This window comes from Ruminococcus sp. NK3A76, from assembly GCF_000686125.1.
Taxonomy (GTDB): domain Bacteria; phylum Bacillota; class Clostridia; order Oscillospirales; family Ruminococcaceae; genus NK3A76.
In genome coordinates, this window is sequence record NZ_JMMA01000002.1 from 32721 (window position 1) to 45934 (window position 13214).

The 13214-nt window shown below is 46.9% G+C and carries 8 protein-coding genes; 4 read left to right on the forward strand and 4 right to left on the reverse strand.

Going from position 1 to position 13214, the window contains the following annotated elements:
• The first annotated feature begins 3 nt into the window (after nt 1-3).
• Nucleotides 4-5766, forward strand: coding sequence for a DUF3320 domain-containing protein (locus tag CD05_RS0100260; protein ID WP_028508810.1), 5763 nt, complete (start codon nt 4-6; stop codon nt 5764-5766).
• Between the two features lie 84 nt (nt 5767-5850).
• On the opposite strand, the gene CD05_RS0100265 is transcribed toward CD05_RS0100260, so the two are convergent.
• Together CD05_RS0100265 and CD05_RS0100270 are read right to left on the reverse strand one after the other, a co-directional pair.
• Nucleotides 5851-6627, reverse strand: a complete 777-nt coding sequence (locus CD05_RS0100265; RefSeq protein WP_028508811.1) for a putative ABC transporter permease — start codon at nt 6625-6627, stop codon at nt 5851-5853.
• Between the two features lie 167 nt (nt 6628-6794).
• Nucleotides 6795-7106, reverse strand: a complete 312-nt coding sequence (locus CD05_RS0100270) for a diguanylate cyclase (protein ID WP_028508812.1) — start codon at nt 7104-7106, stop codon at nt 6795-6797.
• Between the two features lie 168 nt (nt 7107-7274).
• Here CD05_RS0100270 and CD05_RS0100275 point away from each other — a divergent pair, with 168 nt between their 5' ends.
• Nucleotides 7275-8240, forward strand: coding sequence for a bile acid:sodium symporter family protein (locus CD05_RS0100275; RefSeq protein ID WP_028508813.1), 966 nt, complete (start codon nt 7275-7277; stop codon nt 8238-8240).
• A gap of 92 nt (nt 8241-8332) precedes the next feature.
• On the opposite strand, the gene CD05_RS19275 is transcribed toward CD05_RS0100275, so the two are convergent.
• Complete coding sequence (locus CD05_RS19275) at nt 8333-10417, reverse strand: ABC transporter ATP-binding protein (RefSeq protein ID WP_051588729.1); 2085 nt, start codon at nt 10415-10417, stop codon at nt 8333-8335.
• 29 nt (nt 10418-10446) lie between these two features.
• Nucleotides 10447-11250, reverse strand: coding sequence for a biosynthetic peptidoglycan transglycosylase (locus CD05_RS0100285; protein ID WP_028508814.1), 804 nt, complete (start codon nt 11248-11250; stop codon nt 10447-10449).
• A 103-nt stretch (nt 11251-11353) separates the two neighbouring features.
• Here CD05_RS0100285 and CD05_RS19280 point away from each other — a divergent pair, with 103 nt between their 5' ends.
• Nucleotides 11354-12154, forward strand: a complete 801-nt coding sequence (locus CD05_RS19280; protein WP_028508815.1) for a D-alanyl-D-alanine carboxypeptidase — start codon at nt 11354-11356, stop codon at nt 12152-12154.
• Between the two features lie 152 nt (nt 12155-12306).
• A complete protein-coding gene (locus CD05_RS0100295) occupies nt 12307-12750 on the forward strand; it encodes a YaiI/YqxD family protein (RefSeq protein ID WP_028508816.1) in 444 nt (147 codons plus the stop codon).
• Nucleotides 12751-13214: the final 464 nt, after the last annotated feature.

Here is a 13214-nt window from a genome sequence, read left to right on the forward strand (position 1 = left end):
TCAATGGAGCCTGAGCTGAAAATACGAATGGACTGTAAGGCACAGATAAACCTTGCAATGCAGCAGAATTATATTCCTTTGATAAGATGTATATATATCACCAATCAGGGAGAACAAGCTGTCGGGAATATACATATAAAAATATCATTCTCGCCTGAATTTGCAAAAGAGTTTGAAGCGGATATAGCTGCAATAGAGCCCGGAGAGACCATTGAGATATCACCTGTAAGGATAATCATATCACCTGATATGCTGTCAGATCTGACTGAACGTATGTCGGGAACGATCAGCATAACCGTTACCGGGAACGGGAAGATAATAGCGACAGATACAGCTGATATAACGCTGCTCGCTGCCGATCAGTGGATCGGTATGAATATCATGCCTGAGCTTACCGCAGCATACATTACACCAAATCACCCTGCGGTGCTGCAGACAGTAAACAAAGCCGCACATTATCTTATGAAGTGGACAGGCAGCCCTTCCTTTACAGGTTATCAGACACAGGATCCCAATGCTGTAAAGCTGCAAATGGCTGCGATATACGCTGCGTTACAGGAGGAAAACATCGCATATACCATGCCGCCTGCAAGCTATGAACTTACAGGGCAGCGTATCCGGCTTCCATATACGGTTATAGAGCAAAAATGCGGCACCTGTCTTGATCTTTCGCTGCTTTTTGCATCTTGTGCAGAAGCGGTCGGGCTTTACCCTGTGCTTATATTTATAAAAGGCCACGCATTTTCCGGCTGCTGGCTTGAAGATGAGACTTTTTCAGATTGTGTCATTGATGATATTGCAGCAGTATCAAAGAGGATGGCAGACGGTATCAATTCCATATGCCTTGTGGAATGCACCGACTTTGTTGCCGGAAAGAATTATGATTTTGACAGGGCTGTAAAGCACGCAAATGATGCTCTGCTTATCCCTGAAAACTTTGCTATCGCACTTGATATACAGCGCTGCAGAGGCAACGGCATCAGACCGCTCCCAGTGCAGGCAGACGGGAAATACTCTTTTGCAGGCTTTGGTGAAAGAAGCGAAAGCTCCATTACATCTACACCGTCGCTTATTGATCTTGAAAACCTGAGAGTTGCTGATACACAAGCAAACAAAAACGTGACCAAGCAGGACATATGGGAGCGCAAGCTGCTTGATCTTTCGCTTAGGAACAGCCTTATCAATTTCAGGCCACGCACATTAAGCATACAGCTTGTGGCAGCCGATCTCTGCAGACTTGAAGACGAGCTTGCAAGGGGCGAGACTTTTAAAATAATGCCTGCGCCTACCGAACTCAGCCTTGCTTTATCCGATGCTAAGATATATGAGATCGAAAATGAAAAAGATCTTGTTATGACCATTGCAGAGGCCGAATTCAAAAACCGAAGGATAAGAACGTTTTTAAAGGGATCTGATCTTGATACGGCGCTTAAAAGCCTGCATAGAAAAGCCAGACTCTCTCTTGAAGAAAATGGTGCGAATACCCTTTATCTTGCACTCGGATTCTTACGCTGGTATGAGACCGATAAAAGCATAAAGAGCAGATATGCGCCTTTAGTGCTCGTTCCTGTTGATATTATCAGAAAAATATCCGACAATGCATATTCGATAAGGATAAGAAGCGAAGATACTCAGATGAATATAACCCTGCTTGAAATGCTAAGGCAGGATTTCGGAATAAATATCGGCGGTCTTGACCCGTTGCCTACAGATGAGAGCGGCGTGGATCTTCAGCTGGTATTCAACACCATACGCAGGGCTATAATCTCACATGACCGCTGGGACGTTGAGGAGATAGCTTTCCTCGGGCAGTTCTCTTTTGGCCGCTTTATTATGTGGAACGATATTCGCAACCGAAGTGAAGAACTCAGGAATAACAAGGTCGTTTTATCACTTATAAACGGCAAAATGGAATGGCAGGCAAAGAACACAGAGATATCACCGTCCGAGATAGACGACAGGATATCTCCTGATGAAATGGCTGTTCCCACCAGTGTTGACTCATCACAGCTTGCGGCGATATATGCTGCCGGCGAGGGTGAGAGCTTTGTGCTGCACGGACCGCCCGGAACAGGCAAATCACAGACTATCACAAATATGATAGCAAATGCTCTTTATCACGGCAAGTCGGTTTTATTCGTTGCTGAGAAAATGGCAGCTCTTTCTGTTGTTCAGAACCGTTTGAAAAACCTGGGGCTTGACCCGTTCTGTCTGGAGCTGCATTCAAACAAAGCACAGAAACGTGCCGTGCTCGATCAGCTTGAACAGGTGTTGTCTTTAGGTCATATAAAAAGTCCTGCCGAATATGAAGAACAGGCCTCACGGCTGAAAGCAGAGCGTCAGGAGCTCAAACAGATAATGACGGCGCTCCATCAGCCCCGGCCTGTCGGAATGTCGCTGTATAATGCAATAGTTTCGTTTGATAATAATAAAATATATGACGGCAGGATCACTCTTGAAAACAGTTTCAGCGAGACAATAACAAGCGAGAAGTATCAAAACGCAATTGAGCTTATAAGGCGGATATCCGTAGCAGGCAAAGAGATAGGCGGCCTTGCTTCATCACCGCTTAAGCATTATTGCAGGATAGATTATTCTTTTGATATAAGAAATGAGTTTTCTGCCGATGCTGAGATGCTCTTACAGCTTACAGAGACTTTTGAAAGATCGTTTGATTCTTTTTTTGCTTTGACGGGCATAAATGGTAATAAGAGCTATGGATACATAAAGAACATAACTGAGCTGACAAGGCTTATACTTACAGGCGAATACTTTGTCTCTGCAATTAATGAAGACACACCTGTAACGGAATATACAGAAGATCTTGATATGCTTATCAAACGCCTTAAAGAATTACAGGAGCTAAAAAGCACACTTATTGCAGCGTTTGATCAAAGCATACTCACGGCCGATGCAGAAAGCATGAGGCTCAGTTGGAAAACCAACGAACAGAAATGGTTTATTCCCAAAGCACTTGGAAGAAGAAAGCTATTAAGGATACTGAGAGCATATGCAAAAGATGCAGGCAGCGTTAATGCTGATAACTATCTTGAAATATGCGACAGAGCGGCAGCTTACCAAAGCACAGCAAAAGATATAGCTGCGATAAGCGGAAAATATCTGCCGTATTTCGGGCAGCTTTGGCATGGCGAAGAAACCGATGCAAACAGGCTGACAAGATACAGGAACAACACAGTCAATATCCGCAGTATTATAAAACAGCTTGGCGATAATACACTTACAGATAAGCTAAGTATTCTGACCGGGCATCCAGGCGAAGCGCATAAAGCGGTAAACGACTATGATGAAGCAGTCAAGTGCATAAATGCTATCAAGGAAAAGTACACTGTCGATACAGCACATCTTGAAAAAGCGGGTGACTGGTTTGAGGGAGTTAAAGCTCTTGCAAAAGGCTTTGCTGAGAATGCAGATCATTTAAGAGAAAGGTCTGTGCTTGAAGGTCTGCTGGCTCAGATAGATGCTTATGCACTTGGTGATATATCTGCGGCTTACCGCAGAAATGATATTGATGAAGATAGCATTGAAAACGCTTTTGTCTGTGCAGCATCAAAGGCTACCATAGTTTCAGCTATGGCGCAGGACACAAGGCTGTCATCGTTTCAGGGGGCACAGTTTGAAGTATCACTGAACAGATACAGGGAAGCGACCGAGAACTTCAGAAGACTTACCGTATTAGAACTCATATCAAGGCTCAGTGCCAAGATACCTACTTCGGCTGACGGATTAAGACAGGGCAATTCAGAGCTTTCCACCCTGCAAAAGGCAATAAAGAGCGGTGGGCGTATGCTTTCGATAAGAGCGCTTTTTGATAGTGTGCCTACACTGCTGAGAAGGATATGCCCGTGTATGCTGATGAGCCCTATATCTGTGGCGCAGTATATAGACCCTAAGTTCCCGAAATTTGATGTTGTAATATTTGATGAGGCATCACAGATGCCGACAAGTGAAGCGGTAGGAGCTATCGCAAGGGGCGACAGCGTGGTGATAGTAGGAGACCCCAAACAGCTTCCGCCCACATCATTCTTCTCGACACAGCACACTGATGAAGAGAACTATGACAAAGAAGATCTTGAAAGTGTGCTCGATGATTGTCTTGCACTTTCAATGCCGCAGAAGCACTTGCTTTGGCATTACCGTTCAAGGCACGAAAGCCTTATCGCATTCAGCAATGCAAGGTTTTATGAAAACAAGCTGCTGACATTCCCCTCGCCTGATGACAGAGTCCGCAAGGTGACAAGAGTTCAGGTCGATGGCTTTTATGACAAGAGCCAGACAAGGCAGAATGTTGCCGAAGCAAAGGCTGTTGTTGATGAGATAGTCAGAAGATTAAGCGATGATGACCTGCGTAAATTCTCTATCGGTGTTGTAACTTTCAGCGCAGTTCAGCAAAACCTTATTGACGATATGCTGTCTGAAAGGTTTGTAAAAGACCCGAAGCTTGAAGATATAGCTGATAAGATGTATGAACCTATATTTATCAAAAACCTTGAAAACGTGCAGGGCGATGAACGTGATGTTATTTTGTTCAGCATAGGCTACGGACCTGATAAGAACGGCAGGGTATCTATGAATTTCGGGCCTATCAATCAGGACGGCGGTTGGAGAAGGCTTAACGTTGCAGTATCCCGTGCGAGGTATGAAATGATAGTATATTCTGTACTCAGACCCGATCAGATAGATCTGTCACGCACTCGTGCAGTCGGTGTTGCAGAGCTTAAGAGCTTTCTTGAATTTGCTGAAAGAGGCACACAGTCGCTTGCAAGAAATGCTAATGACATAAAGCATAAAAATGATGATCTTGCCAGAATAATTGCAGGCAGATTGAAAGAAAAAGGATATGATGCAAAATGTGACATTGGCTGTTCGGGTTACAAGGTGGATATAGGCATTACCCATCCCGAAAACAGCGACCGTTTTGCCTTGGGTCTGATACTTGACAGCTACACCAAATACTGCAATTCCTCTGTTGATGATATGAGGATAACACAGCCTTCTGTTCTTAAAGGGCTTGGTTGGTCGATAATGAATGTTCATATACTTGACTGGCTTGACAATCCTGATAATGTCATCAGCAAAATAGAGGAAAGACTTCATCAGGCGATTAAAGACGCAAAAGAGAATATCAAAGCAGATATACCGGCAGCTGTGAAAATAGATGTATCAGATCTGCAAACGGCTCAGCCTGATGAAGAAAACGCTTTGCTGACACCGTTTACACCTTGTATTCTGCCGATACAGGGCACACCCGATAGTTTTATAGAGTATGAAAATATCGGCAGGGTAATATCGGCGATGCGTCAGGTGATAGCAGCAGAAGCACCTATAAGCTGCAATGCGCTTATAAAGAAAGTAATGTCCGCCTGGGGCATATCACGCAAGAGCAAGGCTGTATTATCGGTGATCGAAAAAGCATTGAGCATGATCCCACACCGGCTTACCGAGCAGGACAGCATCATTTGGAGAGAAGATCAGACACCCGATGAATACAACATCTTCAGGACAGGCGTTGGTGAGAACAAGCGCAGGATAGAAGATGTTTGTCTGGAAGAAATATCTGCTGCGATAATGTATGTCCTAAACGCTCAGATAAGCCTTCCACGAAACGATCTGATACTTGCAGTTGCAAGGCTGTTCGGCTATGCAAGAGCTTCGGCGGTAGAGGAAAGAGTTTCAAGCGGCATTGAATTTGCCGGGCAGCGGGGGCTATTGACAGTTAATGGTGATAATATATCTGTAGTCAGCTGACGATGTGCCATGAATAACATACAAGCGGTACTCCCACATTCGGGAATACCGCTTTGTTATCTATATTTTTTGTGCATTGATGCTTCATAACGGCCTGTGCTTTTCGATGAAGTCGTTTATCTTGCCGCTGCGAGCCTGTTCGAGCTGCTTTTCCATGTATTCACGCAGGTGATCCATAAGGCTGCCCTCCGACTCGAAGGCTTTGAGGAACCTGTATTTCTCCCGGCGCTCTGCAACTGTCATGCGAATATACTTTTTCAGCTCCTCGTAGCGGATTATCATCTCGTTTTCCTCTGCAAATGCCTTGATCTTAGCCGTCAGCTTGAAGGAGTATGACAGGTCGATGATGAGTATGCCGTAGAACATCCCGATAACGAAGGAGAACAGCAGATTATGCGAGAACCATTCAAGACCGTTTAATATCCTCGGGTGGATCAGAAAATAATACACAGCACCAAGCAGCGCCCAGTATACCGAGAAGCGCAGGCAGATGATGCCCTTATAGTTAAAACGCATATTGGTGTAGTCCCATAGCTTTAAGTGCCGGCGGATAATGAATATCTCACCTGCGATAAGCTCAATAAGCGTCATGGCGACAGCCATTATCGTAAACAGCACAGCTTTTCGCAGTATGTCGTTGTCGATGCCGATGTGATCTTCCACAAGTGCCAGCAGGTAAAGCAGCGTCAGCCCGAAGCCGTAGAGCGGCAGACACGGGCCGCATAAATAGCCGGGGTTTATCCACACCCTTTCTTTGTTGTCCGGCTTGAAGCGGCGGTAGAATACCTCGATGCTCCAGCCGATCATGCTGCCTGATGAGAACAGCAGCAGAAGGGTCATAAATTCATATACTATGCTCATTGTCTTTGTCCTTTGTGTCCAGATAAATCAGGTGGTGTTTTGCCGGTGTGAGTCCGGCTTATATAATTATACACTAATAAGGCTGCAAAGTCAAACGAAAAAGGCAGATAAGCATAAAAAACCAAGCGGTACTCCCACATTCGGGAATTCCGCTTGTTATTTACATATCAGATAATCTTTCGCCAGTTTTTCTCGGGGTGCTGACGGTAGAATTCTTCCTTGTTCAGGTACATATTCTGGTCGGCAGCCTGCATTACGGCGTGTATGTCGTAATCGCCCTCGACACATTTCGTGCCTGCTGCAAAGCTGACATCGGGCGTGTTATCAGCAAGCGCATGAAACCTTGCTATGCTCTCATCAAGCTGCTGTGAGGTGATTCCCGGACAAAGGACAACAAACTCATCGCCGCCCGAGCGGTAGATCTCATAGTCGCCGAATGCAACCTTAAGAAGCGCTGCGGCATTTTGCAGCAGCTGCACCTGAATTCTAAAACGGACATCTTCTCGCCCTCCTCACGTTTTTAATAATATCATATGACAGCGGAAAAGTCAATCGTGACACAGAAAAGCCGCCTGCCAACTTGACGGGGGAGTTATGATGTGATATAATGAGAAAAACCAATTTGTGTAAAGTGAGGTAGTAAAGTAATGAAAGTTCTTGAAAGCATCAGTGCTTTTTTAGGAAAATATATGGCGGTCATTGTGCTGGCAGTCGCCGCTGTATCATTGTTTTTGCCGGGCAGCGCTTTGTGGGTGCAGACAACGTGGATAAACTATCTGCTAATGGCGGTAATGTTCGGAATGGGGCTTACGCTCAAAAAGGACGACCTAAAATGCGTGTTCACCGACCCTAAGGGGATAATCATAGGCTGCATTGCGCAGTTTACGATAATGCCGACGCTGGCGTTCTGCCTTGGCAAGGTGTTCGCTCTCGACACAGCGTTGCTTGTCGGCGTGATACTGGTCGGCACCTGCCCGGGAGGAACTTCAAGCAACGTCATAACATATCTTTCAAAGGGCGATGTTGCACTGTCGGTAGGCATGACGAGCGTCAACACACTGCTTGCGCCGCTGCTCACCCCGGCGGTGACATATCTGTTTTTAAACACAAGCGTCAAGGTCGATATAAAAAGCATGGTTATATCCATAGTTCAGGTCGTGATAATACCTATACTGCTTGGCCTTGTTATCAATATGTTCTTTAGCAAGTTCACCGAGTCGGCCGCAAAGGCGCTGCCGCTTGTCTCGGTAACGGCTATCTGCCTTATCATAGCATCTGTGGTGTCTCACAATTCCGAGAAGATACTTACCACAGGCGCTATAGTGTTCGTGGTCGTGATACTTCACAATCTGCTCGGCTATCTGTGCGGATATGCTGTCGGAAAGCTGATAAAAGCAGACCTGCCAAGGACAAAGGCTCTGTCTGTAGAGATAGGTATGCAGAATTCCGGCCTTGCGACCTCGCTTGCAGGAACAGCTTTCCCTGACCTTGCAATGGCGACTGTCCCCGGTGCGATATTCTCGGTATGGCATAACATCTCAGGCGCTGTGCTTGCAAATATCTACAACCGCCTTGATGAAAGCAGGGAAGAAAAGAATAAAGCGCAAAAATGAAATGACATGAAATAACGCCCCGAAAAACTTCGGGGCGCTTGCTTTTTTAGGAATGTGTGCTAATGCACCGCAGCTGTCAGTTGGCCACGGTATTATTCGGCGTCTGTTATCTCCTCAGAATACAGCTGCCTGTATTCGGGGCAGTTTTCGAGCAGCTCCTGATGCGAGCCCTCGGCCAGCACTCTGCCCTCGGAGATGAAGAACAGGTGCTTGCAGTTGATAACAGTCGAGAGCCTGTGCGCTATCATGATGATAGTGCGGCTGCCCTGCATATCGTCTATCGCCTCACGTATCTTTGCCTGAGTGATGTTGTCAAGCGCAGATGTCGCCTCGTCGAGCATCATTATCGGGTGGCTGCGGACGATACTCCTTGCTATTGCAAGCCTCTGGCGCTGGCCGCCCGAAAGGCTTATGCCGCCCTCGCCGACAACCGTGTCATACGTCTGCGGCAGCCTCATTATGTCGTCGTGTATGCAGGCTATCTTGCAGGCATTTATCATTTCCTCGTCTGAAAGGTCGTCCTTGACTACGGCGAGGTTGTCTCTTATACTCATATTGAAGATATACGGCATCTGGCTCACCATCTGTATGCTGCCACGCACGGTGTCCTGGTCAAGCTCTTTTATATCGCAGCCGTCAAGGGTTATCGTTCCGCTGTCGGGCTCGTACAGACGGGATATGAGCGAGAGTATCGTGCTCTTTCCGCAGCCGCTCTGGCCTACGAAGGCTACGAACTCTCCTGCCTTGATGTGCAGGTCGATGCCGTTTAAAACTGACACCTTAGAGCCGTTTGCACGCCTGTAGGAGAAGTGAACATCGTGCAGCTCGATATCGCCTTTGACTGTATCAAGGTGCTTGTCACCGAAGACTTCCTTTTCATAGTCGTCGCTGTTCATCAGCTGGAATATACGCTCTGATGCGAGCCCCAGGTTGTAAACAGAGGACATCATCGAGGATATCGACTGCGAGCAGGTGTAAACTCTGCCGTTGTAGTTATAGAGTATCAGCGCAGATGAAGGTGACATCTTGCCGAGCGACATCTGAAGCGCAAGAAGTGCCATGTACATAAAGTTAGTCCAGCCGACAAACTGTGTCCTCAGCAGGATAAACCGCATAGACCGAAAACGCATATCCGAAACAAGGTCTACGCTTTCGTCGATGCTTGAGCGCAGCTTTGTCATAAAGCTCTGCTCGCAGTGCATCAGCTTTATGTCACGGTGAGCACGCACCATTTCTCCGGTAAAGCTCGTGTGCCTTTCGATAGCGCTGCTGCAGCGGCGCATATCGTCAGTCAGGTTGATGTGGTGCGACCTCTGTATCAGGAAGTAGATAGTAAACAGCACTATCTCAAATACGAGCATCTTTACCGACACGAGCGCAAACGCCGCAAGAAGGCTTATGAGCCGCAGAAGCTCGGTGCTTGCAGCAAGTATCTCGTCGATGCTGTCAACTACCTTCTCAGTCTCGTTGATAAGACGCTGGGTGAATACGCCGGTGCCGTTCTCGTCCATGCAGTCTGTCCTGACACGCATGATGTTTTCGGTGAGGTCGTATTTCATCTGCTTTATCATCTCACCGTATGAGGCTCGCAGCATCTTGCTCGTGATGTAATTGAGAAAGCTCGCAGCGACCGCCTGCAACAGCAGCAGCCCGGCAGCGAGGTATATCTTCTTTATCTCAGAGCCTGAGTATGCAATGATTATCTGTGCCGAGATTATCGGCTCCAGCACGTTGAAAAACATCTGAAATGCACGAAGAATGCAAGCAGCAACAAAGCTCTTTTTCTTTTTCATCATGTATTTCAGTATCTCTTTTGTCATTTTGAAATCTACGTGCGGCACCTGCGGAGAGTATACTATGACGTTCTTTTTACCTTTGAACTCCCAGGTGGGAGGGCAGTCAAGAGATGACATTATCCTGCTCTGTATCTTGTTTCTGCCTTCTGATAAAAGGTCACAGCTCTTGCCGTCAACTGTTACACTGACAGATATCTTTTTAAGGCGGCTCTTATATACTATCCTGAATTCTTTGCTGCCGTTTATGCTCATGTAATCGAGCAGCAGCTCTTCAAGCAGCAGCTTGAACCTGAGCCTGGTCTTTGCATCTATTCCGCTTCTTTCAAGAAAGCTGTAGGCTTCCTCGGAAGCTGATGATATGTTTTTGCGGTTAAGTTCCATAATAACACCTTATCTTTGCTGTCTTACGCTTATCCTGCGGCCTCTGGGCCGAAGCGTTCGTTTATAAGCGGTATCGTCTGCGGAAAATCCCTTGTGGTCTCGTCGTTTTCATGAAGCTCGGGGTCAAGCCTCACGGCGGTGTACTGGCGTATCACGGCAGCATCTTCTTCGGGAACGACGTGGCGGCCGTCCAGCACAAGGTCAAGCCACCTGTTGCGCAGGCGCTCAAACACCTCGGGGTGCTGCACGGGGTTGCCGGCGGTGGGTGCTGAAACGACGCAGGCGAGAATGAACATCTGGTTTATGCTGAGCTTGCGCACGTCCTTGTCAAAATAAAACCTTGCTGCATCGCAGATGCCGTATTTGCCGTTGCCGTAGTATATCATGTTGAGATACAGCTCGAGGATCTTTTCCTTGCCAAGTATCCGCTCGGCTTTGACGGCGATAATCAGCTCTATTATCTTGCGGAAGTAGCTCTTGCGGAAGTGAAAGTATATGTTTTTCACAAGCTGCTGAGTTATCGTGCTGCCGCCTATGACTATCCTTCTAACCTTGCGGTTGTGGCGGAATGCGTTTTTTATAGCTTCTTTTCTGTAGCCCTTGTGCTCAAAAAAGTGCTCGTCCTCAACGATAACTATGTATTCTTTCATTTTGTCGGGGAGCTGGTCGTAGGGGCAGTAATCTGCCTGAGCGCTTCTTTCGTTGTAAAAGCTCATAAGCGGCCTTTTTTTCATGAGCATATGTGCATAAATAATGAAAAACGCTGCCGCAAGGAGCACAAGTGCCGCCGCCGAAGCTATGGCAATCAGCAGGGCAAACAGTATCGTATGCATGGATATTTACCTCTTTATAAAAATTGTTGCTTGCATTAAATCTGAAATGATGTTATAATAGTAAAAAACCACCTGAGTGATGATGATTTTACAGGAGGGAATAATGGAACAGAAAAACATGGTGCCGGAATACAGAAAAAAAGTATCAGCGCTTTACAGTGTCGGGCAGGGGAAGTATCTTCTTGCTGACAGTATCAGCGCACGCATATACCCTGCGAGTGTGACAAAGCTGCTTTGTGCCTGCACGGCCTTGCAGTTTCTCTCGCCTGACGATGTGATAACGGTAGGCGACGAATATCACCTGATAGATGAGCATTCAAGCCTTGCGCTGGTGTTCCCCGGCTACAGGGTGTATCTGAAAGACCTGCTCGCAGGGGCGCTGCTCTCCTCGGGGTGCGATGCGGCGTATACGATAGCCGCTGCTGCTGCAATGGCAGCCTTTCCTGACAGAGAGATGAACGCTTTGCAGGCGGTCGAATGCTTTGTCTCGCTCATGAACGAATACGCCGGAAAGATAGGCATGAATGACAGCCGCTTTGTCACCCCCGACGGTCAGGACGACGAGGGGCAGTATGTCACCGCAGCTGACCTGATAAAGCTCGGTGTTCACGCTCTGAATATCCCGGCTATCAGGGAAACGACCGTGCTCTCGAATAAAATAACCGACATCGTATCGGGCGAGCATTTAGTGTGGCTCACCACCAACCTCATGCGTGACACAGGCTCTGAGTATTATCTGCCTGACTGCATAGGGCTAAAGACCGGAACCACGACCGGCGCAGGAAGCGGCTTCCTCGGGGCGTTTGAGCGGGGAGGGGACACATATATCTCCTTCGTGTCGGGAAATGACACGAGGGTGGAGACCTTTGAGCGCACTATGAATATGCTGAAAGAGTACACATGACGCATTTTGTAAAGCAAGCATAATCAATATGCATCTGTTACAACAATCGGTAACAATCAATAAATATATTATAGCACATTACCCGACCGATTTCAAGACCTGAGAGAAAAAAGCCCCGAGCCTTCGGGGCTTTTATAATAAGGAATGATGACATGACCATATACATTGACGCTGATGCCTGCCCTGTGACACGCATTGCAGAAAGAGTTGCAAAAGAGAAAAGCATACCTGTCGTGCTGCTGTGCGACACCAACCATGTGCTGACATCTGACTACAGCGAGGTGAAGATAATAGGTGCCGGGGCTGATGCCGTTGACATAGCCCTGATAAACCTCTGCCGGGCTGGAGATGTCGTGATAACGCAGGATTACGGCGTGGCGGCTATGGCGCTCGGCAAGGGGGCGAGGGCGCTTCATCAGAGCGGCAGGGTATACTCGGACGACAACATCAGCGGCCTGCTCGAAAGCCGCCACATAGCCAAAGTACAGCGCAGAAAGAGCAAGAACCACCTCAAAGGCCCACGCAAACGCACCCACGAGGACGACAAAAGATTTGAGGAGAGCCTGAGAAGGCTGCTGGCAGAGGAGGGGGTATAGCGCCGGATTTTGTTATTTGTTTTTGCCATTAACCAATATGGGCTGTTTGGGAATATTGCGTAAATAATGTTAAGATAATTATCTAAAAAATGCATTAAAAATGTGCCGAATGTTACGAGAAAATGTACAACGAGGGTGAAAAAGCGCCCTACAAACGACAAACCCAGAGTTTGGCTTCCTATATCTGTAAATAATATGTATAAAAAGTAAATTCTACCTATATTTCCGGAAAGATATTGATTATTTGTGAAATTTGTGGTATAATATCCATATAGTTACAAAAACTATATATACATTGTGTAAAGCATATGTAAATTTGCACCGGAAAGGGGTTGGCGAAAATGGCAGGCAGAGCTATGTTGTTCACAGCAGAGCAGAGCACAGCTGCGCATTCTCATCGCACCGCCAACACAATATGTCAGATATACGCCGCTTTGCGGGTTTAGCTTCGCTATGCCTGCAAG

Excerpts from the sequence above, each read along its gene's own strand:
- CD05_RS19275 (WP_051588729.1), bottom strand. The coding sequence starts at position 10,417 with ATGGAACTTAACCGCAAAAACATATCATCAGCTTCCGAGGAAGCCTAC.
- CD05_RS0100265 (WP_028508811.1), bottom strand. The coding sequence starts at position 6,627 with ATGAGCATAGTATATGAATTTATGACCCTTCTGCTGCTGTTCTCATCA.
- CD05_RS0100275 (WP_028508813.1), top strand. The coding sequence starts at position 7,275 with ATGAAAGTTCTTGAAAGCATCAGTGCTTTTTTAGGAAAATATATGGCG.
- CD05_RS0100260 (WP_028508810.1), top strand. The coding sequence starts at position 4 with ATGGAGCCTGAGCTGAAAATACGAATGGACTGTAAGGCACAGATAAAC.
- CD05_RS19280 (WP_028508815.1), top strand. The coding sequence starts at position 11,354 with ATGGAACAGAAAAACATGGTGCCGGAATACAGAAAAAAAGTATCAGCG.
- CD05_RS0100285 (WP_028508814.1), bottom strand. The coding sequence starts at position 11,250 with ATGCATACGATACTGTTTGCCCTGCTGATTGCCATAGCTTCGGCGGCG.
- CD05_RS0100295 (WP_028508816.1), top strand. The coding sequence starts at position 12,307 with ATGACCATATACATTGACGCTGATGCCTGCCCTGTGACACGCATTGCA.